The following is a 21,247-nucleotide window of genomic DNA, read 5'->3' on the forward strand; positions in this document are numbered from 1 at the left end:
TAAAATGGGGTGGAGAAAACAGATGAATAACAGAGTATTAGTTACCGGTTCGAGCCGAGGCATTGGTAAAGCCATCGCCCTAAAACTCGCCGTGGCGGGTTTCGATATCGCCCTGCATTACCACAGTAACCAAACGGCGGCCGATGACACTGCGGCGCAAATCCGCGCGCTTGGCGTCAATGTGAGCCTGCTGAAATTTGATGTCGCCGACCGCGCGGCCGTTAAAGCCGCCATCGAAGCCGACATCGAGGCCAATGGCGCCTATTACGGCGTGATCCTCAATGCGGGCATCAACCGCGACACAGCCTTTCCCGCTATGACAGAAAGCGAATGGGACAGCGTCATCCACACTAACTTGGACGGCTTTTATAATGTGATCCACCCCTGCGTGATGCCTATGGTACAAGGCCGCAAAGGCGGGCGTATCATCACCTTAGCTTCGGTTTCTGGGATTGCGGGTAACCGTGGCCAAGTGAATTACAGTGCCTCCAAAGCGGGCATTATCGGCGCGACTAAGGCACTGTCATTAGAGCTGGCAAAACGCAAAATCACCGTCAACTGTATCGCCCCTGGCTTGATTGAAACCGATATGGTGGCCGATATTCCTAAGGACATGGTCGAGCAATTAGTGCCAATGCGCCGCATGGGTAAACCCAGTGAAATCGCAGCCTTAGCCGCATTTTTAATGTCTGACGATGCCGCCTATATCACCCGCCAAGTGATATCGGTCAATGGAGGCATGATCTAAATGAGCGAGCCGACAAATCAAACCCGCTTAGGTAGACGAGTGGTCGTCACTGGCATTGGCGGCATTACTGCCCTAGGCCATGATTGGCCAACCATTGCAGCAAGCCTTAAGGCGCAGAAAAACTGCGTCGTCACTATGGGCGAATGGGATAAATATGATGGCCTCAACACCCGTTTAGCCGCGCCCATTACGGACTTTGACGTGCCAAGCCACTATTCGCGCAAGAAAATTCGTTCCATGGGCAAGGTTTCTATTATGGCGACCCGCGCCAGTGAACTTGCATTAATCGATGCGGGATTGTTGAATGACCCTATCGTATCCTCGGGTGAAATGGGCATCGCCTATGGTTCATCCACGGGCAGTACCGATCCTATAACCGCCTTTGGCGATATGCTGAAAACCGGTGATATGTCGGGCGTCACCGCCACTAGCTATATTCGCATGATGGCACACACCACAGCGGTGAACGTTGGCGTCTTCTTCGGCTTAAAGGGCCGCATTCACACCACCAGCAGCGCGTGCACTTCGGGTAGCCAAGGCATAGGTTACGCCTATGAGGCCATCAAATACGGTCAGCAAACTTTAATGTTGGCGGGCGGCGGCGAAGAACTCTGCCCCACTGAAGCTGTGGTGTTTGACACCTTATTTGCCACTAGCACTAAAAATACGACGCCCGAACTCACGCCGCGCCCCTTCGATGCAAGCCGTGATGGCCTCGTCATTGGCGAAGGCGCTTGTACGCTGGTGCTAGAAGAGCTAGAACACGCCAAGGCGCGTGGTGCAAAAATTTATGCTGAGTTAGTCGGTTTTGGCACAAATTCAGACGGTCAACACGTCACCCAACCGAATGCCCAGACCATGGAAATCGCCATCAGATTGGCCCTCAAAGACGCGCAGCTCGAGCCTAGCGCCATAGGCTATGTGAACGCCCACGGCACAGCCACCGACCGTGGTGACATTGCCGAGAGTCACGCGACTCACGCGGTATTTGGCACTAACATACCGATTTCATCCCTTAAAAGCTACACGGGCCACACCTTAGGTGCATGCGGCGCGTTAGAAGCTTGGGTGAGTATTGAGATGATGAATGCGGGCTGGTTTGCGCCGACACTCAATCTTGAAAGTATCGACCCACAATGCGCCGATTTGGACTATATCCGCAACGAACTGCGCCCAATCGACACAGATTATGTGATGAGTAATAATTTCGCCTTTGGCGGCATTAATACCTCGCTGATTTTTAAACGCTGGAATAGATAACACCTAAAACCCACATAAGGACATAGCAATGAAACCACTGTTTGCAGGGATGCTGCTGAGCATCAGTTTATTAACCGCGCCACTGTTTGCCAAAGAATACACGGTAGAAACCTACCAAGAAGTCTTTAAGGGCGACAACGAATTTAAGCAGAAGCAAGCCATCGAATCCTTAACCCTTGCAGGCTTATCCGATCCTGCGATATACGATGTGCTCGAAGCAAAGCTACTCGCATCTTTGCCCCAAGCCACTGAAAAAAATGCCATCGACTACAGTGCTTGGTTAGTCAAAGGCTTAGCCTACTCGGGTAACGACAAGTACAGCGAAACCATTAACAGCATTGTGAATGGCAACTATCACAAAAAACTCAAAAAATACGCAGGTCAGGCTTTAGAAAACATAACGATATATAAAAAATGGAATGCGATTCTTGCGGATAAAAGCCAATATACTGCCGACCAAAGTCAGCAAAATAATGCCTTTGCCAATGCCCTACGCAGCGATGATTTAGAGTTAATGCGACTGGCGGCTAAACGCATTATGGATGACCGTCAGTACGATGATTTTATCCTAGCCGTACTCAGTAACGAATTGAAAACGCCACGCTTAATGGCCGATGATAAACTCGCCATCGATACCTATGCCAATATGGCAAAAGCCCTCGCCAGTTCAGGCAACGCAGATTACCGCGACGTGATTGAGAATATTGCGACCACAAGTTCAAACCGAAAACTGCAAAAATACGCGGCAAGCTACCTGAAGAAATTCTACTAAACTAGCCCGTTTTACGCTTAATAAAACAAATAATGGCCGAGCTTATCCTCGGCCATTTTTATATTCGTTTGGATAATGTTGAGAATCGGAAAGGATAATTAATAGTAAGCGGATTAGGGACCCCCCGCAGAATGCCGCACAGCGCGATTGGCCCTGTAGCCAGTGCTTTTTGTTGGCGATAAAGCTTTATGACCCATTTGTTTTCGAAAAGATCGCACGATTTAATCGTTTTGAGCGTTTCGCACAATACACTATACTGCCACTGTATTTCCAAATAAGAGGGCTTAATCGTGCAAACATTAACAGCCAATGACGCCAAACGAAATTTCGGTGAGTTACTGCTAAATGCTCAACGCGAACCCATCAAGATCAGCAAAAACAGTAAAGATGCGGTTGTCGTGATGTCTATCCACGACTTCGAACAGCTTGAGGCGATGAAAGCCGACTATTTGAAGCACTGTTTCAACGCAGCCAAAGAAGATTTAGCGAAGGGCAATGTGGTTGATGGTGAAGATTTTCTTAACGCCCTGTAGCAACTTACATGAAAAATAAACGCTATAAACTAAGTAGGTTATCTCAGACTCACCTACAACAGATTAAAGACTACACCATTCAACACTTTTCTGAGTCGCAGTGGCACAAATACAAACAAAGCCTAATATCCGACTTGCAAATGTTAGCCGATAACCCCGGATTAGGCAGAAGCTGCGACGATATTTACCCCAACGGATTCTACTTTCCTATTGGTAAACACACCGCCTACTTCACAAAAGAAGACGACTTCATCCTTATCGTTGCCCTGTTAGGTCAACCACAGCTACCGCAAAATCATCTGAAATAATTACTTCCCCTTTCAGCATGCGGATCTATTTGCGAATATCAAAACTGAGGGTTAAACCAGCTGAAATGCTAGTGAAATGATGAAGTGAGGCAAACCATGATATAGGCCCGACGACACACCACGGAGTGAGACCAACTATGATACAGGCCCAACGACACACCACGGAGCGAGGCCTACCATGGCACTGACTCGACGACACGCAGCAAGTCCATCCTTGGATGCTCGACCGCCCCGTCCATGGGGCGGACGGTCGTCTCGCCAATCACCATGGCCTGCCTTTCGAACATAAGTGTAATCTGTTGATTGAAAAATATTGAACTACTGTAATGCTATGAAAAATAAATAGTTACTACTAAACGCTAACATAATCAACGGCTGATTATTTAGTAAGCCTTCCCTAATATTTAATTGGCTATAAACAATACGCAAAAAAACGAGCAGAAATCATGCGCATGCATACTATCTACCCAGAATTATTTTTGCTATCGTATAAATTAAATTTTAAATCAGTGGGTTGCGAGTTATTTTACCAAGAGAACAGAGGTAAAACGATGCTCATGCGTACTATACAATTTTATGTCGCCCAATAAAGAAGGAGTATTAAATTGGCATCATTAGAAGAAGCTTACAGCATTGAATATGGCGATATTATCGATGCTGAACTCGCTTACGATCTTTATTGGGCAGGTGTCATTAAAAGCAAATCAGCTTTTGAATGCCCGAGTGAGTTTTGTAATGCAAAAGTTACTTGTATAAATATGGATGTGGAAAAGCAGGATATGAGGCAATCTCCACATTTTAGAGGGTATAATCATTCTGATGAATGCGATGCTACCATAGGGAATAAAGTAACTATAGGTACTGGTGATGAATATGAGCCAAGTGCTTCAACAGTTATACTAAGTGACCGAAAATCAGATACTTTTAATTTACATAGGCCTAGAAATCAATTTGCCAGAAAAAATAAAGGCAAGCGAGATTCAAATAAAAAGAGAAAAAATAATGGACTCAGGCCTAAAGTTCAAGGTGAGCACGAGATAGAAACAGGTTCTGAATATTATGCAGTAAGATCTTTAGTAACTAAGTTCATTAAGTATAAAAAAGATAATTCACTGTCAGAGAATTATGTAAATATCGATGGGAAAGATATTAGCTATAGTGAACTGTTTAAGGGTGTTTATAATCAACAAATATCAGCATTACCTGATGAATATAGAATTTATTGGGGAGTTGCTTATATAACGTATGTACCAGATAAAAAAACATATCGTGTTGGGTTCAAGAGTAAAATGTCACATAATGGCAATTTCATAAACCCATCGTTTTTCGTGTCTGAAAGCCAAATAGAAAATTACCCAGTAAAGAATCTGGTAACTAAGCGGCTAACAAAAATTTCAAATTCAGATGACAGAAGAGCGTTTATCTTTCTTTACTCTAAGCCTCATTCCCAGGGAGCCAACTATATCAATTTTGATGTAGACAGTTTAGATTACCTTGAAATCAGGTACTTAGACCTATTTAAAGAACTAAAAAAGACAACATAACAATCAGAGTCAATTGATCTCGTACTGTTCTACGCGTTAGGTTTACAAGGAAATACATGTACCAGCATAAATATTGGAACCAACTAAAAGAGCTAAAAGTGCATGTCTACTATGTCCAGGCTTATGCCGTTAAGCAAAACAAATATGATCAGATTATAAATATTTTTTTAGCGATAACGTCGTCTTCAAGCATTGCTGCATGGGCACTATGGAAAGATTACCAATTTTTATGGGCTTTTATTATTGCTGCGTCTCAAGTGATTACAGCTATAAAACCGCTACTACCATACAGAAAAAGGCTTTCAGCCCTAAATAAACTAGGGGACATGCTTTCGTTAATTTCATTAAAAGCAGAAAGGGATTGGTACTTCGTAGCAGAGGGAAAATGGAGCGAAGAAGAAATTCACTCAAAGTGGGCAGATTTAAAAGAAGATGCTTTATCTGCTGAAAATAAATGTTTAAATGGTGTAACTCTACCAAAAAACAAATCAGCTCTCACATTAGCAGAAAAAGAAGCTGATATTTATTTACAGTCTACTTATTATTAAGGAAATAGAAAATGACTAAACCACAAAGTAATAACCCGAAGCCATCAGATAGCGGTCGTTCAGAAGGTTTCAATAAACAACTCCCCCCTTCCACAACGTCTACACCTATGCCTAAAGTTAAGCCTCCAACACAAAAAAGTAAATAATGTAAAGCTAACAAAAAAGGTCGGAAAGACATAACTTTTATTCATTAAAAATTGACCAATAACACTAGAGTCAAAGGAATACACCATCCCCTCGGGTCTGCCGCAGGGCATTAGCGTTCGTTGCGTGAGCGAGGCATGGTCGTTCTTGTGCATCCATGCACTTCACGACATTCAGGCATCCTGCCTATCAGATGCCGAGATGGCGTCAGTCGAATCAGGGACGAGTGTCTGACGCGATAGCATAAGGATGCTTAATGCCCAAGGGGGTTTCAACTCCGTTGGGGACGCCGGGGGATATTTTATAAATAAGCCAAAAGGGGAACAGGTGCTTTTTCCCTTTTGGTCGACTCTTGATTAAAAATCAGGGGGAGAGGCCCCACGACTTTGATTCTGCGTTTAGCTTTAGCTAAAGCGACAAACTCTTGGCTCACCCTTTGCTTATCCACCGTAGCGTTTTACCCCTAAAAACAACGAAACGCGATAACGCTATGATGGATAAGCAACAACACAGGGAATTTTAATCTTGAGAGCAACGATGAAAATAATACTAGATGATCTAAAAGGGCCAGAGATAGCGGCATTACTGCAAGAACACCTCGACGATATGCGGGCAACTTCACCGCCTGAAAGTGTTCACGCATTAGATCTTGATGGCCTGCGTCAGCCCAATATTCGTTTTTGGACCCTATGGGATGGTAACAATTTAGCGGGCTGTGGTGCACTAAAATGGTTAGATGCCGAGCATGCCGAGATCAAATCCATGCGCACTGCTGCGCCCTATAAACAGCAAGGCATAGCATCTAAGATATTGCAGCACTTAATTAACGATGCCAAAAGCGCTGGCGTCAAACGCCTCAGTCTAGAGACAGGTTCGATGGACTTCTTCAACCCAGCTCGCCTGCTCTACAGCAAATTTGGCTTCGAAAGCTGCGGCCCCTTTGCCGATTATCGACTCGACCCCAATAGCGTGTTTATGACGAAGAAAATCTAAAACACATGCGCCTTCGTCTTTGAAATTCATCTACTAAGGCGCTTTGTTGCAGCTAAGTATTCGCTCGCTTCACCACAGCTGCAGTTCTGTGCCCATTCCACCAATGGATAATAAACCCAAGCAACAGCCCCCAAAATGCGCTGCCGATACCCAGCACACTAAAACCTGATGCCGTGACCAAGAAAGTGATCACTGCCACTTCGCGATCTTCGGTTTTAGCTAATGCGGCGGTCAGGCTATTGGCGATAGTGCCAAGTAGCGCTAATCCGGCGATGGCCAGTACTAATTCCTTCGGGAAAGCGGAAAACAGGCCAACCACAGTGGCGCCGAGTAACCCAGTGATAAAGTAAAACACCCCGCCCCACACCGCCGCCCAGTAACGGGTCGCTGGATTCGGGTCTGCTTCTTTACCCATGCAAATAGCGGCTGTAATGGCGGATAAGTTAAAGGCAAAACCGCCAAAGGGCGCGAGGATAACCCCGATGAATCCTGTCGTCGTGATCAAAGGCGAAATAGGCGGCCTGTAGCCATTACCGTGCAGCGCGGCGACGCCCGGCATATTTTGCGAGGCCATAGTCACCACAAACAGCGGCAGCGCCACGCCAATAACACTCGCCAGCGAAAACTCAGGCGTGGTCCACACTGGCATCGCCAATTGCAACTGAACGGCATCTAACTTGAGCAAATCTAATTGAAAGCTCATGCCGATGCCCACCAGCAATGTCAGCAAGATGATGTAGCGCGGCGCAAAAGGCTTAACCACGACAAACACCAACAGCATGATTAATATGAGGCTCAGCTGGGTTTGCATCGCCTGAAATAGCCCTAGCCCAAATTGCAGCAGGATCCCCGCTAACATGGCTGAAGCGACTGACTGCGGCATGATACGAATAAGTTTATCCATCCAGCCCGCCACCCCGCAAAGAGTGATTAGCATCGAACTCACCAGAAAAGCGCCTATGGCTTGGTTTACGCTCAACCCCGCTAAGCTAGTCACCATCAGCGCCGCGCCCGGTGTAGACCAAGCCGTTAGAATAGGATTCTTGTAGTAAAGCGATAACCCTATGCTGGTCACGCCCATGCCAACACCTAAAGCCCACAGCCATGAACTGATCTGTGCAGGTGTCGCACCCACAGCCTCCGCCGCTTGAAAGATGATCACAGCCGAGCTGCTATAACCCACTAATACCGCAATAAAACCCGCCGATATTTTTGACAAACTTCCTGCATCTCGCCACATATCCACTCCCTTTCTCTGCAATTAGTGTCGCCATTACTTTGTGCGCTATAACTTATAAAATGAACAAGATAGCTTTTTGTGCGCTATAACGTACGAGATGGACAAGATAGCACCTGTGCGTTATAACGTACAAACTAAATTTTCATAAAAATGATGGGGCCATTGTGCAGACGATAAACAGCTATCTCGCCACCACGCTTAAAGCACTTCGCAGCCAAAAGGGATGGAGTTTAGATAAAGCCGCCCAAGAGACTGGCGTTAGTAAGGCCATGATAGGCCAAATCGAGCGCGGTGAATCCAGCCCAACCATTGCGACGCTGTGGAAAATTGCCAGTGGATTCAATATCTCGCTGTCGACCTTTCTCGAACCCACGCCCCAGAGCCAAAGCGCAGTATTCCGTAAACCCGACGAGCTACGCCAACAACCCGCCACCGACGGTATGTTAGTGGCGTCACTGTTTCCCTTTGAAGAGCGCTTCGGTTTTGAGATGTTTGAACTCACGCTGCTGCCACACTATGAACGCCTTTCCGAGCCCCATGAAGCTGGCGTGACTGAGCATGTCATTGTATTAAGCGGTACTATGGAAGTGTTAGTCGATGGTCAGTGGCAAACGCTCAAGCAAGGTGAAGCGGTACGATTTGCGGCCGACAAACCCCATGGCTATCGAAATCTCAACGAGCAAGCCGTGGTCTTCCACGATTTAATTCACTATCAACGAGGCAATGAATTTAGCTTGTAGCAACTTATCTAACGCCAGTAATACAGAGTTCGAGTATCTGCACAGCCAAAGATCAAACTATTCACTGCCGATATTTTGCCGCACTTGCACTCATCAATTCATTAGAATAAACTTATTGAAAATTTTCTAATGGTAGGAGCAATGCTATGTTTCAATCTTTACTGGCTAAGTTATCCGGCAGCCACTCGGGCGAAAAGTGTTGGCAATTGATTGAGCAAGGCGCACGGGTGATTGATGTGCGTTCACCAGAGGAATTTGCCTCGGGTCATTTGCCCCAAGCCATTAATGTGCCATTGCCAACGCTCGATCAATGGTTGCATCAAGTCGACAATAAACAGCATCCCTTCGTGCTCTACTATGGCGCGGGGATTCGAGCACAGAAAGGCTGCGATATCCTCAAGGCCAATGGTTTTAGTTACGTGATAAATGGCGGTTCGCTTAAAGATTTAGTCTGCTGCCAACCTAGCTAAAATGCACATACAAAAATGCCAGCCTATTAAGGCTGGCATTATTTATTCAGCTAAATCAAATGACTCAACTAAAGCAACAGAACGATTAAGCCTTCAGCTGATCGATACAGTGTTTCGCTTCGCTCATGCCTTTGTCGTGGGCTTCAGGCCCCATATTCAGCGCTTCGGCGTAAACCACTTCAACATTAGTGATACCAATAAAGCCTAAAACCGTTTTCAAGTAAGGTACAACGTGATCCGTTGGGCCATCTTTGTGAGCGCCGCCACGGGTCGTCACTAACACAGCGCGTTTACCTTCCACTAATCCTTTTGGGCCTGTTTCTGTGTAAGTAAAAGTCACACCAGCGCGGGCAATGAAATCAATCCAGTTTTTAAGTTGAGTCGGAATAGTGAAGTTATACATAGGCGCTGCGATAACAATCGTATCGTTCGCTTTTAATTCAGCAACTAAAGTATCTGATAAGGCGAGCATTTCTTGCTGACGTGCCGATAATTCTGCACCACCACGTAAACCAGAAGCGATTTCACCGTCTACCATAGGCAGCACATCTTTACCGCCTAAATCACGTACTGTGATAGCGGCGCCTTGGGTTTCCCAGTGGCTCGCTAAGTGATCAATTAACACGGCAGATTGTGAATAACCGCCAAGAATGCTTGATTTTAAAATTAAGACTTTAGACATAATCTGCTCCGAAAATAGGTAAATGACTCAGAGTCAGATGGAATATCTCAACTCTATGACGCTAGTGTATTCGCCCATAAAAAAGAAATAAAGTGGATAAAATTTGAGATTCACTTCGATTTTTTAGAAAGGTTATCGGTTGTTACGACGCTTTACATTAACTCACTTTCGGCGCACTGACATACAGGCCTTCGAATACCGCACAAAGCTTAGCATCACAATACAATTGCACAGCTAACTTCACTTTCACTCTGCGACCTCTTTGCAACGGGCTGAGATCCACAGTTGGCCATTGCACTGTTACCACAGGATCACAAGTCACTGGCGCGAGATAACGAATATGGGCATCGGCGAGCACTATGTCACCGGCAACGCCGGCTAACTGCTGGTTCAGCCACACAGCGCCCCAGCCAGTTAAGGTCATCAGCGTATAAATGCTGCCGGCAAACATGGTCTGATGCAGATTGATATTAGGCGCTATCGGCGCCGTGACTCGAAACTCACCCTCACTGTAATCGAGCGGCGCAATCTGCATAAACTCGCTAACAGGAATAGTACTGTGCCACGTCTGGCGTAATTGAGTGAGTAGTTGAGTAAGTCGTTCATCCATGCGCATTTACCTTGATACATCCCTCTTCACAGCTAACACTGAATAAGTTCAACACTCTATCCCCCAGAAAAACCACGCGTTGACTAATGTAATAGTCAACGTAATAACTAACACAATCACTCGCGCGATAAGAAGCTACACCTGCAGATTAAACGTCACAGGGCCATCATTAACTAAAGACACTTGCATGTCGGCGCCGAACTGTCCGGTTTCTGTGTTGACACCCTTAGTGCGGCAGAATGCGACAAACTCTTCATAGAGTGCCAAGGCTTGATCCGGCGTACCGGCTCCCGAAAAACTCGGTCTCAGACCGCGACCCGTATCGGCGGCCAAGGTAAATTGCGACACCACTAATAAAGAGCCACCGACTTGCTCTAGGTTGAGATTCATCTTGCCATTTTCATCGGAAAACACGCGATAACTCATCACTTTAGTTGCCAGTTTTTCCATCTTCTCGCGGGTATCTTCCTGCTCAACGCCCAGCAGAACCAACAGGCCCTTATCGATTGCACCTATGGTTTGATTATCGACAACCACACTGGCGCGGCTCACTCTTTGAATTAACGCAATCACAACTTTTCCTTTTAGATTAAGGCTTAACGGGAACCATTTGCTGCATGAGCGGGATAGGACGAATATATTGGTCGATACCATCGGGCAAAGATTGCGCGACTTGTGCCAAACCGCCATTGGTCCACAGCATAAAACGGCGTAACTCTTCAATTTCAACATGGTCGGCAAAGGTGACAGTGCCTTGTATTTGGATCACAGCGCCTTGGTCCAGCAACACAAACTTGGCAAAATTAAGCTTTTGATTCAAAGTGCCAATCACCACAGGCAGCTCTTGGCTAGCCTGTAATTGCGGGTGCACGGCATAGAAACGATTCATTAAAATACGGTCAATGCCCGCAGAATTAATGCTCGGCTCAAGCAAAAACTGGTTATCGCCAAACTGCACCGCAACTTTAGTCGGCGCAACTTTGGTGGCCAAGTAGTTAGCGTTAATTAACGCTTGATACAAGCGCTCAGCGGCAGCGTCATTGTTTAGCCCACCCAGTTCAACGACTTTGGGCGCGACGGGGGCACTCACGTTCTCCTGAGCCACCACTGGGTCAATCGCGCGGGTTTGCGAGGGCGCCGTAGCGGCACAGGCGGTTAATCCGAGTAAACTGGCACTGATGAGCAATGTTTTCATTGTATTTCCCTTTGATGTATCCACGACCACATAGCATGGATTTCTGCTGTGACCGCCAAAAACAACGACTCGCTATTGAGCATATGTCCGCCGTCGGCAACAGATTGAATCGTAATAGCATGCTCTAACCCAGCCAAAAAATCGCGCAATAGCGCCGCTGGGCAAATCGCATCCTGCATTCCTTGCAATAACACACTACGCGCCTTCACCCTAGGCGTCACGCGCTGTAATACATTCATAGCATTGAAGTAATCATGTCGAGCAAAGTGCAGCTCGATATCCGCTAACGCCAATACTGCGCTGGGTAACAGCCTTGGTAATACTAATCTTGCCCCCGCGAGCTTTAACTCCCACTGAACCCAACGCCGCGCAAAATGGTGCCGCAGGTTTTCATCGGTCGATGCCAAACCTTGATGGTATGAATCCAGCAGTTCAGCCAGCGATGGCGCAACAGGCGCATTACCACTGAAGAGTCGATAAGCCGCAGGTTGCACTTTTGCCGCGCCATCCGCGCCATAGAGCCAATCGATACCTTCTTTAGACGGAATAAATAATGCCCACAGCACTTGTGCTATCACCCGCTCTGGGAACAATCCGCTGTAAATTAAGCCTAATGTGGCCCCAAAGGAGCCGCCCGCTAAACACCAGCGCTCAATACCTAACGCGAGGCGAATCGCCTCCATATCGCAGATCAGACCATTAAGATGATTATGGGCTAAATCACCAAAGGGCAAAGATTGCCCAGAACCGCGTTGATCTAACAGCAAAATCCAATATTGTTCGCCATTAAATAAGGCTAAATCACCGATATCACAACCCGCTCCCGGACCACCGTGCAAATACAACAGCGGAATACCTTGAGGATTACCGTATTGCGCCAGATGTAATTGCTGACCATTGCCAACGCTAAACCAGTCGCGGCGGATAAAAGGGGGATAGGATTCGGGCACTGATTCAGGCATTAGGTGTTATCGCTATTACATAACCGTTTAGGGATGTCATTCCGATTTCGCCACGGCCTTAAGTGCATCGACTTCTGCCGAAGTTAAGGTTACAGACTGATTATCTTGGCGCTCTTGTAAAGGCTTACCATCCAAATCCGTTTCATCGTCATCACAGCTCGATTCATAATCTAAATACTCTGGCATAGCCGCGGTAATTTCCGCGCCGAGTAATACTATCATCCACGATAAATACACCCAGACAAAGATAATAGGGATCACGGCTAAAGCCCCATAAATAGCCTCATAGCTCGGAAACTGAGTCACATACAAGGCAAAGGCTTTTTTGCCAAACTCAAACAAGATTGCGGCGACAATCGCCCCTAATAGTGCATGTAGAAACTTCACCTTTTGATTAGGCACCACCATATATAACAGCAAGAATGCTGCAACTGAAAACAGCATGGGCAAGCGCTCAAGAAACACGGGCACCACACCCGACAACTGACCGTCAAAAACCTTCAATGACACTACGTAGGAAGTCGCCACCAAACTGGCCCCCACCAAAACAGGGCCCAAAGTGATGACCATCCAATACATAGAAAATGCGACCACCACAGAACGCTTCTCTTTAGTACGCCAAATGTTATTGAGGGATTTGTCTATGGCGGAAATCAGCAAAATAGCGACCACCACTAAAGCGGCAATCCCGACAGCTGTGCCCTTAGAGGCATTGGCGACAAACTCATTGATATACACTTGCACAGTATCGCCGGCGGCGGGTAAAAAGTTCTGATAAACAAAGCCTTCTATCTGCCCACGTATGCCTTTAAACACAGGAAAAGCGGACAACATAGACATAGTCACGGCTACCATAGGCACAAGTGACAATAGCGTGACATAGGCCAAATGTCCGGCGCGGATATTGATCTGATCTTCCACTAAACGCCGCTGCAAATGCAGCAGGAAGTGCCAGATCCCGAGGAATAAGACGCGAATTTGTGCCAGTTCTATCTTCTTAGTCACGGGTTTCTCTTGATTCTGTTGGTATAGACTCGTTATCTTCGTACAATAAACACTTAATTTACAAGTCTAAGGAGTGAATTGATGTCTCAACAAGGATCTGCGGGTAACGTTATTTCCGCTATTGCTAGCTTATTTTTCCCTGGGTTAGGCCAACTATTACAAGGCCGCATTATGGCCGCACTGTTATTTTTCATTATCACAGTGGTGGGTTATGCACTCTGGTGGCTAATTGTGCCCGCGGTAATAGGTGCTATCTTTCATCTGTGGAGCATTATAGATGCGGCCCGATTTAAGGCCGATTAATTTCATTCAGCGACGGAATACCCAATGAAAAGACTGATAACTTCAGGCCTGATTGCCGCAAGCCTCCTGCTCAGTGGTTGCCAAAGCGCCTATTACGGCGCGATGGAAAAGGTCGGTTACCATAAACGCGATATTATGGTCGACAGAGTTAAAGACGCAAAAGAATCCCAAGAGGACGCCCAAAAAGAGTTCAGCTCGGCCCTCGAAGAGATGCAAGCCCTGCTCAATCACGATGGCGGCAACCTAGAAAAAGCCTATAACAAGGCCAAGGATGAATACGAATCGGCCCAAAGCGCCGCAGACAACGTCAGCAACCGCATCAAGAAAGTTGAAGATGTGGCCGAAGCGTTATTCGATGAATGGCAAGATGAAATTGGCGAGATCAGCAAAGCCAGCCTGCGCCGTAACAGTGAAGCTAAGCTCAAAGAAACGCGCCGCGCCTACGAACAATTGATCAAAAGCATGCACCGCGCCGAATCAAAAATGCCGCCTATCCTCACCGCCATGAAAGACAATATGCTGTATCTCAAGCATAACTTGAACGCCCAAGCCATTGGCGCGATCAAAGGCGAATTTGCTAGTCTGCAAACCGACATTTCGGGCCTGATTAAAGAGATGAATAAATCGATTAATGAGTCGAACAAGTTTATCGAGTCACTCGAAAAATCAAAAAGTTGAACCAAAGCTGCTACTTAACTCCTAAGCCCTAGCACACTAAATTGCTGGGGCTTTTTATGCTTTGTGTGACCTCGCTCGCTGTCCCTGCAAGCCATACTTTATTTGTGCAAGCCCAAAACACTTAGCTTTGTGAGCTATGGCGCGCTTTAGTGGATTGATAGCACCAATCTTAGACCTGCCGCACAATTTCATTTAGTACTCAAAAACTTATCATCAGCTCATCACTCAGACACTGTACTCGTTACTCATTTGCTGTATTCATCACTATGACTTTTATCGAATCACTTACTCTGATGTTGGCACTCATGTATCTCGCCTCCCTGAGCTATTGGAGCGGCCAGAAATGGGGCGCTGTCGTAACACTGTTACTCAGTGTCAGCGCCGTCGCGATCAGCCTTTACTGGCCTTTAGCACTCGGACTGATTATTGCGCTGCCTTTAGCGTTAGTAGGACATAAATTTGCGCCTGACTCCTTCAAAGGTGAGATTAAGATCAATACTCTGCGGGAAGGCACTCAACATGTCTTAGCACTATCGCTTTTGCTGGTTGCCGTGCAATACACAATCAATACCGTATTGCTTAAGCAAGGGATTACACCTTGGCTAATGCGCCCCGATATGGTCGATGCCTTTTTACCGATTGCCGGCGGCATTGAACTGAAGGCCATTGTCAGTCTAAATTTGTGGGATCAAACCCATCCTGCAGCCGCGGTGATGTTAGCGGCGGTATTGCTCACAGGATTACTTTGTAAGCGGGCATTTTGTGGTTGGGCTTGCCCATTAGGTTTGGCAGGGGAATATTTGTATGCTGTTAGAAAACGCTTTATTAAATCAGAACTAACACCACCCGCTTGGCTCGATTGGCCACTGCGTATGCTCAAGTATCTATTGCTGCTTGGCCTTTGCTACATAGTGATTGGCATGCCAAGTGAGTCGATTCCTTATTATCTCGAAGGTAATTATCACAAGATTGCCGACTTGAAAATGGCACTGTTCTTTCTGACGCCGAGCCTGATTACCTTGTTTGTGTTTGCGCTGATCCTTGCCTTAGCCGCATGGCGCCGTCAGGGATTCTGCCGTTACTTGTGCCCTTATGGTGCCATGCTCGGGATCTTAAGCTTTGCGAGCCCATTAAAAATACGCCGTGATACTCAGCATTGTCTTATCGAGGCAAAAGGGATGAAATGCGATAAGTGCACCCGCGCCTGCCCAGCAAACATCATAGTGCACACTAAGACTACGGTGCGCAGTGATGAATGCCAGGCCTGTATGCGCTGCGTCGCCGCTTGTCCAAAATCAGCCGCCCTTGGTCTAGGGCTTAAATCTGGCCACAGACTCGGCCATAAGGGATTACTCGCATTAGTGCTCATCGCCTTATTTATGCTGCCGCTTGGCGCTTACTTAGCTGGCTTCTGGCACAGCCAAACACCCGACAATATCCGCATGGAACTGATCCAAGTGATAGATAGAGTGGGGCATTAACTGAGTATAGGTTTGCTTTTGAACTAGTCTAAGTTGGTGTGTTATTATGCACCTCCTTAAACAGTCATTGAAAAAATTTATCGTATGAAACAGAGTAAATTTCGCAGCGTGTTGTTTCTATATATTTCCATGCTATTCATATTAAATTGTTCTCGCATTGCGAATTACATTGTGTATCACGATTATTATAAAGAAACATTCGATTTGCTCACGGTGATATTTACATCATTTCGCTTTGATATCATGACTACTGCTTATGTCATGATCATACCTACATTGTTAATATTAGTACCAGGAAGTGGCCGCATTACTTGTTTCATAAAAGATATGGGTTTAAAGCTTGGTTTAATAATGCTATTGCTATCTACACTCGCACTTATTGGAGATTTTATTTATTTTGGTGTAGTAAATAGACACACATTTAGCGATCTACCATTATTAATGACTGAAACATCTTTTGTATTACCATTTTTAATGAAAGATCATTTCGCGTTAACGATATTTAGCGTTGCTACTATTGCCATAATAATTATTTTGCTGGCAAAAAAATACCAACTATTTTTCTACCACAATAAAAACCATAAGACTCTAGCATCACAAATTGGCGTTTTTGTTATTGCGATCCCTATCTTGATATTATTTCTACGAGGATTAAACTTGCATGGAAAGCCACTTGGCATTATCGATGCATATAAAAACCAAAGTGAGCAGCAAGCTAATTTAATTTTAAATGGTATTTATACAGGTGGCAAAGGAACGACTCAAAACTTCAAGCGTACTGATTATAAATTCTTTAATTCCGAAGAGCTTAAACAACAGCTAAATAAGACAGAAGATGAAGCATATAAATATCCATACGTAAGCCAATTCTCAGAGAATACACCCAATGGCCGAAATTTAGTTATCATTTTGGTAGAAGCGTTAAGCTATGCTTATATAGATGGATTATCGGGTTCAGACTATAAAGTCACACCATTTTTAGATGAACTGTCAAAAAAAGCTGAGGTTTATGATAATTTCTATGCTGTTGCTCAACGCAGTAATTTAGGTGTTCAAGCGAGCTTGTTTGGCATACCTCCCCTTGAGAGTGTTGGTTATATCGGAGGAGGACTGGAATTATCACGCCTTACAAAAATTGGTAATATTGCTCAAGCTCATGGCTACCAAACCCAAATGCTGCAAAGCTCAAAACGTGACTCGATTCGTTTAGATTCGATAGCCAACTATGCTGGTTTTCAGCAATATCTTGGACGTAGTGATATCCCAATAACACGAACTGACTACCCCGATCCTGATGGCGCACAGTTTGGTTGGGATTATGAGATGTTGATGAAAACACTCGAATTAGCAAACGAAAAAACTAAGCCATTTATTAGTTTTTCGTTTACAGGTACCACCCATATGCCATATGTAGAAACACCGAAGCATTTACAGGTTTATCCATATGGACAAGATACATTCACCGACTTTTTGAATACTGTTAGATATACAGATGAATCTCTTAAAGCATTTTTTGCGGAAGCATCAAAACAGGACTGGTACGAAAATACAACCTTTATGATTTTGGCAGATCACACTTTGTTCAAAACGAAAACGCCGGGCTTAGAAAGCGCATTCCATATTCCGTTATGGATTTATCGTCCTGGGCAAAATATTCCCCCTAAACGACATAAAATACTCGCAAGCCAATTAGATATTTTACCTACCGCTTTTGATTTGCTCGGATTTAATGACGAGTTTGCATCAGTTGGTCGCTCTCTTTATAGGGAACGAAAACCCTATAGTATTGTAGTAAAAGGCGACTTGCTTGGCGCATTTACCAACTCAGGTAGTTTTTTAATCGCTGGAGATAAAATCATATCTGAGAGTGAAAGTGTAGACTTTATTGAGAATCTGGCACCTAAGTATGCAGAACAGCTAAAGCTTGAATTTCAACTCTCACAGCAAGCAGTTTTGAACAATACTTGGGTTAAATAGCATCAAAGCACTGCCAATCTAACGAAGCACACTGCAGATAATGGTTTATATCACTATCTGCAGTTTTTAATGTATACACCAGAATATTGATTACAGTTAGTAAATCACTCAATCTTATCGCTGATACTATTCCTATGCGAATACCAGATAAATGGTTTTATAGCTAACACTATACAGCCAGACCGACAGCAACTGATCCGTTCCCTTTTTGACGAATATATTAAAATTTATTCCTTCCACGATGACAGGCTAAGCCGTCGCTTTAGTAAGAACTTTATCTGCTACCCAGGAAGTTACTGACAGGGAAAAATGCCTGCTGTTCACTCGACAATGAATTTGCACAAGACCTAAGCGGAACCATACTAAATGTTAGATCTCTCCTTACAAAATCTTGCCGCAATTGCGTATGGTGAATCGATAAGGAGTAATACAAGATCTCAAGATTCAGAAGTTTGAATTAATCGCCGGCATACCCATGACCAAATCAGCCCCAACAAAAAGCCCCGCATAGTTTCCTATGCAGGGCTTTTTACACCGATTGACTCACCTTAAGGGTGTGCCACCTGAATCAACAGGCTGGCATTAACCGCGGTTAAAGCGCTTACGATCGTTTTCAGTCAAGTGTCTCTTACGAACACGGATGCTCTTAGGTGTTACTTCAACCAATTCGTCATCATCGATGAACTCAAGCGCTTGCTCAAGTGTCATTGTGATTGGCGTAGTCAACACTTGCGCTTCGTCAGTACCTGAAGCACGCATGTTGGTCAGCTGCTTACCTTTCAGACAGTTAACTGTCAGGTCGTTTGAGCGAGCATGGATACCAACTACTTGGCCTTCGTATACTTCAGCAGCGTGGCCAATAAAGAGACGGCCGCGGTCTTGTAGACCGAACAGTGCGAATGTCAGAGCCTTACCCGTTGCGTTAGAAATCAATACGCCGTTAGCGCGTTGACCGATATCGCCACCTTTGTGTGGACCGTAATGGTCGAACGAGTGGTAAATTAGACCTGTACCAGAAGTCGCTGTTAAGAATTCAGTTTGGAAACCGATTAAACCGCGGCTTGGGATAATAAAGTCGATACGTACACGACCTTTGCCATCAAGCTGCATGTCTTTCATTTCAGCTTTACGGGTACCTAACTTCTCGATCACTGTGCCTTGATCTTCTTCTTCAACGTCAACAGTTAACGTTTCGAATGGCTCACACAATTCACCGTCGATGGTTTTCAGAATAACTTCTGGACGTGATACAGCTAACTCGTAACCTTCACGACGCATGTTTTCAATCAAGATTGATAAATGCAATTCACCACGGCCTGATACGCGGAAGCGATCTGGACTTTCAGTTTCTTCAACACGCAGTGCCACGTTGTGGACCAATTCTTGTTGTAAACGCTCAAGAATGTTACGTGAAGTCACATACTTACCTTCTTTACCCGCAAAAGGTGAAGTGTTGACTTGGAACGTCATGGTCAGAGTTGGTTCATCAACTGATAATGGCGGTAACGCTTCTACAGCGCCAGCAGCACAGACAGTGTCAGAAATTTTCAACTCACCTAAACCAGTGATAGCAACGATATCGCCTGCGTTAGCAACTTCAACTTCAGTACGCTCTAGACCCATGTAACCTAATACTTGGCCCATTTTACCGTTACGGGTTTTGCCATCAGCACCAACAATAGTGACTTGTTGGTTAGTTTTGATGCTACCACGCTTGATACGGCCGATACCGATAACACCCACGTATGAGTTGTAATCCAGCTGCGAAATTTGCATCTGGAAACTACCTTCTGAGTCAGCATCAGGGAATGATACTTTTTCAACGATAGTTTGGAACAGCGGCGTCATGTCTTCACTTGCAACATCTGGATCTAAAGTTGCAAAACCGTTTAACGCTGAAGCGTAAACGATTGGGAAATCTAACTGCTCGTCAGTTGCGCCTAAGTTATCGAACAGGTCGAATACTTGGTCGATAACCCAATCAGGGCGCGCGCCTGGGCGGTCAATTTTGTTGATAACAACGATTGGCTTTAAGCCTTGAGCAAACGCTTTCTTCGTTACGAAGCGAGTTTGTGGCATTGGACCGTCAACGGCATCAACTAGCAATAATACTGAGTCAACCATAGACAGAACACGCTCAACCTCACCACCGAAATCGGCGTGGCCAGGGGTATCAACGATGTTGATACGGTAGTCGTTCCACTTGATGGCAGTATTTTTTGCCAGAATCGTGATCCCACGTTCCTTTTCAAGATCGTTGGAGTCCATCACCCGCTCAGTAGCTTCTCCTCGGGTTGCAAGGGTGCCTGACTGTGACAGCAACTTGTCTACCAGGGTCGTTTTGCCATGGTCAACGTGTGCAATAATGGCGATGTTACGTAAATTCTCTAGCACGGATAAACCTCTTACCATCAAACAAAAATAGGGATATTTCAGTAATTCGTTATAGTGTCCCGACTCGACCCACCATAATAAAAAGCGGGTCATTCTACTCCAGAGCGGCCTTGGCGCACAGGATTATTTTTGAACACTTATAAAACAATCCGCCGATCCTTGGCTAATTCCTGCCAATATTCCATTGAGTGAAATCCGCTAATGCCACAGTTAAAGCACTGTTCAATTGCCATATTCGTAGGAAAAATCCGAGTTAAACAGCTGAATTTACTATTTTTCATAATCTAGACGCAAAGTATTTCTGCTGATTTAAACATCAATCAAATTGATGTTCCCGCGACAAAATCATCTCGACGTGAAACAGCAATAATTTCTAGCGCAGATTTAACTGGGCGTTGATATTGGCATTTATGACCGCGAAAACTGAATGCCTTTAAGACTCACTTCATTGTCACGCAATACCTTTATTACGCATCACTGATTTCACTTGGCCTGTGAACAGCAAAGACATTTCGCACATGAGAACGAACTCTTTCCTAATAATATGATAATAAACCACTATTGAATTGAGAATGCATGGCATAGTTGAACAGACTAGCGTGGTTTTATGACAACTATGCGGCGGTGAAATCGCCCAGAGAAAATAGTCCAGAATAGTGC

General features: G+C 45.2%; 22 protein-coding genes. 14 read left to right on the top strand and 8 right to left on the bottom strand.

The window, feature by feature from the left end:
- Positions 1-22: 22 nt before the first annotated feature.
- The 8 genes from AYJ58_RS01070 to AYJ58_RS01105 all read left to right on the top strand — a co-directional run bounded on the left by AYJ58_RS01070 (position 23) and on the right by AYJ58_RS01105 (position 6,850).
- The gene (locus AYJ58_RS01070) at positions 23-748 is read left to right on the top strand and encodes a 3-ketoacyl-ACP reductase FabG2 (protein ID WP_106648374.1); all 726 of its coding nucleotides are present in this window, start codon (positions 23-25) and stop codon (positions 746-748) included.
- Complete coding sequence (locus tag AYJ58_RS01075; protein WP_106648375.1) at positions 749-2,008, top strand: beta-ketoacyl-ACP synthase; 1,260 nt, start codon at positions 749-751, stop codon at positions 2,006-2,008. It begins immediately after the preceding gene.
- Between the two features lie 28 nt (positions 2,009-2,036).
- Complete coding sequence (locus tag AYJ58_RS01080) at positions 2,037-2,780, top strand: hypothetical protein (protein ID WP_106648376.1); 744 nt, start codon at positions 2,037-2,039, stop codon at positions 2,778-2,780.
- Positions 2,781-3,070: 290 nt separating this feature from the next.
- The gene (locus AYJ58_RS01085; RefSeq protein WP_106648377.1) at positions 3,071-3,313 is read left to right on the top strand and encodes a type II toxin-antitoxin system Phd/YefM family antitoxin; all 243 of its coding nucleotides are present in this window, start codon (positions 3,071-3,073) and stop codon (positions 3,311-3,313) included.
- An 8-nt stretch (positions 3,314-3,321) separates the two neighbouring features.
- A complete protein-coding gene (locus AYJ58_RS01090) occupies positions 3,322-3,621 on the top strand; it encodes a type II toxin-antitoxin system RelE/ParE family toxin (RefSeq protein ID WP_106648378.1) in 300 nt (99 codons plus the stop codon).
- Positions 3,622-4,226: 605 nt separating this feature from the next.
- Complete coding sequence (locus AYJ58_RS01095) at positions 4,227-5,165, top strand: hypothetical protein (protein ID WP_106648379.1); 939 nt, start codon at positions 4,227-4,229, stop codon at positions 5,163-5,165.
- 56 nt (positions 5,166-5,221) lie between these two features.
- The gene (locus AYJ58_RS01100; RefSeq protein ID WP_106648380.1) at positions 5,222-5,713 is read left to right on the top strand and encodes a hypothetical protein; all 492 of its coding nucleotides are present in this window, start codon (positions 5,222-5,224) and stop codon (positions 5,711-5,713) included.
- A 681-nt stretch (positions 5,714-6,394) separates the two neighbouring features.
- Entirely contained in the window at positions 6,395-6,850 is a 456-nt protein-coding gene (locus AYJ58_RS01105) for a GNAT family N-acetyltransferase (RefSeq protein ID WP_106648381.1), read from the top strand.
- A gap of 52 nt (positions 6,851-6,902) precedes the next feature.
- Here AYJ58_RS01105 and AYJ58_RS01110 read toward each other — a convergent pair whose 3' ends face one another.
- Entirely contained in the window at positions 6,903-8,090 is a 1,188-nt protein-coding gene (locus tag AYJ58_RS01110; RefSeq protein ID WP_106648382.1) for a benzoate/H(+) symporter BenE family transporter, read from the bottom strand.
- A gap of 164 nt (positions 8,091-8,254) precedes the next feature.
- Between AYJ58_RS01110 and AYJ58_RS01115 the strand changes: the two genes are divergently transcribed.
- Together AYJ58_RS01115 and AYJ58_RS01120 are read left to right on the top strand one after the other, a co-directional pair.
- A complete protein-coding gene (locus AYJ58_RS01115) occupies positions 8,255-8,830 on the top strand; it encodes a helix-turn-helix domain-containing protein (RefSeq protein ID WP_106648383.1) in 576 nt (191 codons plus the stop codon).
- Positions 8,831-8,976: 146 nt separating this feature from the next.
- On the top strand, positions 8,977-9,300 hold the full coding sequence (locus AYJ58_RS01120; RefSeq protein ID WP_106648384.1) for a rhodanese-like domain-containing protein: 324 nt from the start codon (positions 8,977-8,979) through the stop codon (positions 9,298-9,300).
- An 85-nt stretch (positions 9,301-9,385) separates the two neighbouring features.
- Here the strand turns inward: AYJ58_RS01120 and azoR are convergent, their stop codons facing one another.
- The 6 genes from azoR to AYJ58_RS01150 all read right to left on the bottom strand — a co-directional run bounded on the left by azoR (position 9,386) and on the right by AYJ58_RS01150 (position 13,754).
- Positions 9,386-9,982, bottom strand: a complete 597-nt coding sequence (azoR, locus tag AYJ58_RS01125) for an FMN-dependent NADH-azoreductase (RefSeq protein WP_106648385.1) — start codon at positions 9,980-9,982, stop codon at positions 9,386-9,388.
- Positions 9,983-10,139: 157 nt separating this feature from the next.
- Positions 10,140-10,592, bottom strand: coding sequence for a thioesterase domain-containing protein (locus AYJ58_RS01130; protein ID WP_106648386.1), 453 nt, complete (start codon positions 10,590-10,592; stop codon positions 10,140-10,142).
- Positions 10,593-10,727: 135 nt separating this feature from the next.
- The gene (dtd, locus tag AYJ58_RS01135; RefSeq protein WP_106648387.1) at positions 10,728-11,165 is read right to left on the bottom strand and encodes a D-aminoacyl-tRNA deacylase; all 438 of its coding nucleotides are present in this window, start codon (positions 11,163-11,165) and stop codon (positions 10,728-10,730) included.
- 16 nt (positions 11,166-11,181) lie between these two features.
- Complete coding sequence (locus AYJ58_RS01140; protein WP_106648388.1) at positions 11,182-11,787, bottom strand: hypothetical protein; 606 nt, start codon at positions 11,785-11,787, stop codon at positions 11,182-11,184.
- Entirely contained in the window at positions 11,784-12,749 is a 966-nt protein-coding gene (locus AYJ58_RS01145; protein ID WP_198555567.1) for an alpha/beta fold hydrolase, read from the bottom strand. Before AYJ58_RS01145 ends, AYJ58_RS01140 begins: the two co-directional genes overlap by 4 nt.
- Positions 12,750-12,785: 36 nt before the next feature.
- Complete coding sequence (locus AYJ58_RS01150) at positions 12,786-13,754, bottom strand: virulence factor BrkB family protein (protein ID WP_106648389.1); 969 nt, start codon at positions 13,752-13,754, stop codon at positions 12,786-12,788.
- An 81-nt stretch (positions 13,755-13,835) separates the two neighbouring features.
- On the opposite strand from AYJ58_RS01150, the gene AYJ58_RS01155 reads away from it, so the two are divergent.
- The 4 genes from AYJ58_RS01155 to AYJ58_RS01170 all read left to right on the top strand — a co-directional run bounded on the left by AYJ58_RS01155 (position 13,836) and on the right by AYJ58_RS01170 (position 18,193).
- On the top strand, positions 13,836-14,057 hold the full coding sequence (locus AYJ58_RS01155; protein WP_006079786.1) for a hypothetical protein: 222 nt from the start codon (positions 13,836-13,838) through the stop codon (positions 14,055-14,057).
- A 24-nt stretch (positions 14,058-14,081) separates the two neighbouring features.
- Positions 14,082-14,735 (top strand): DUF2959 domain-containing protein, encoded by a 654-nt coding sequence (locus AYJ58_RS01160; RefSeq protein WP_006079785.1) that lies wholly within the window; start codon positions 14,082-14,084, stop codon positions 14,733-14,735.
- A gap of 266 nt (positions 14,736-15,001) precedes the next feature.
- Positions 15,002-16,216 carry a 4Fe-4S binding protein gene (locus AYJ58_RS01165; RefSeq protein WP_106648390.1) on the top strand — a complete coding sequence of 405 codons (1,215 nt, stop codon included), beginning with the start codon at positions 15,002-15,004 and terminating at the stop codon, positions 16,214-16,216.
- 84 nt (positions 16,217-16,300) lie between these two features.
- On the top strand, positions 16,301-18,193 hold the full coding sequence (locus tag AYJ58_RS01170) for an LTA synthase family protein (protein ID WP_106648391.1): 1,893 nt from the start codon (positions 16,301-16,303) through the stop codon (positions 18,191-18,193).
- 582 nt (positions 18,194-18,775) lie between these two features.
- On the opposite strand, the gene typA is transcribed toward AYJ58_RS01170, so the two are convergent.
- Positions 18,776-20,587: a translational GTPase TypA gene (typA, locus tag AYJ58_RS01175; RefSeq protein WP_106651716.1), complete on the bottom strand. Its 1,812-nt coding sequence runs from the start codon at positions 20,585-20,587 to the stop codon at positions 18,776-18,778.
- Between the last annotated feature and the right edge of the window lie 660 nt (positions 20,588-21,247).

Source organism: Shewanella sp. Pdp11, from assembly GCF_002838165.1.
Classification (GTDB): Bacteria; Pseudomonadota; Gammaproteobacteria; order Enterobacterales; family Shewanellaceae; genus Shewanella; species Shewanella hafniensis.

What these genes read in the sequence shown, in the direction of transcription:
- AYJ58_RS01070 (WP_106648374.1), top strand. Translation starts at nt 23, where the DNA reads ATGAATAACAGAGTATTAGTTACCGGTTCGAGCCGAGGCATTGGTAAA.
- AYJ58_RS01075 (WP_106648375.1), top strand. Translation starts at nt 749, where the DNA reads ATGAGCGAGCCGACAAATCAAACCCGCTTAGGTAGACGAGTGGTCGTC.
- AYJ58_RS01080 (WP_106648376.1), top strand. Translation starts at nt 2,037, where the DNA reads ATGAAACCACTGTTTGCAGGGATGCTGCTGAGCATCAGTTTATTAACC.
- AYJ58_RS01090 (WP_106648378.1), top strand. Translation starts at nt 3,322, where the DNA reads ATGAAAAATAAACGCTATAAACTAAGTAGGTTATCTCAGACTCACCTA.
- AYJ58_RS01100 (WP_106648380.1), top strand. Translation starts at nt 5,222, where the DNA reads ATGTACCAGCATAAATATTGGAACCAACTAAAAGAGCTAAAAGTGCAT.
- AYJ58_RS01105 (WP_106648381.1), top strand. Translation starts at nt 6,395, where the DNA reads ATGAAAATAATACTAGATGATCTAAAAGGGCCAGAGATAGCGGCATTA.
- AYJ58_RS01110 (WP_106648382.1), bottom strand. Translation starts at nt 8,090, where the DNA reads ATGTGGCGAGATGCAGGAAGTTTGTCAAAAATATCGGCGGGTTTTATT.
- AYJ58_RS01120 (WP_106648384.1), top strand. Translation starts at nt 8,977, where the DNA reads ATGTTTCAATCTTTACTGGCTAAGTTATCCGGCAGCCACTCGGGCGAA.
- azoR (WP_106648385.1), bottom strand. Translation starts at nt 9,982, where the DNA reads ATGTCTAAAGTCTTAATTTTAAAATCAAGCATTCTTGGCGGTTATTCA.
- AYJ58_RS01130 (WP_106648386.1), bottom strand. Translation starts at nt 10,592, where the DNA reads ATGGATGAACGACTTACTCAACTACTCACTCAATTACGCCAGACGTGG.
- AYJ58_RS01140 (WP_106648388.1), bottom strand. Translation starts at nt 11,787, where the DNA reads ATGAAAACATTGCTCATCAGTGCCAGTTTACTCGGATTAACCGCCTGT.
- AYJ58_RS01145 (WP_198555567.1), bottom strand. Translation starts at nt 12,749, where the DNA reads ATGCCTGAATCAGTGCCCGAATCCTATCCCCCTTTTATCCGCCGCGAC.
- AYJ58_RS01155 (WP_006079786.1), top strand. Translation starts at nt 13,836, where the DNA reads ATGTCTCAACAAGGATCTGCGGGTAACGTTATTTCCGCTATTGCTAGC.
- AYJ58_RS01160 (WP_006079785.1), top strand. Translation starts at nt 14,082, where the DNA reads ATGAAAAGACTGATAACTTCAGGCCTGATTGCCGCAAGCCTCCTGCTC.
- AYJ58_RS01165 (WP_106648390.1), top strand. Translation starts at nt 15,002, where the DNA reads ATGACTTTTATCGAATCACTTACTCTGATGTTGGCACTCATGTATCTC.
- AYJ58_RS01170 (WP_106648391.1), top strand. Translation starts at nt 16,301, where the DNA reads ATGAAACAGAGTAAATTTCGCAGCGTGTTGTTTCTATATATTTCCATG.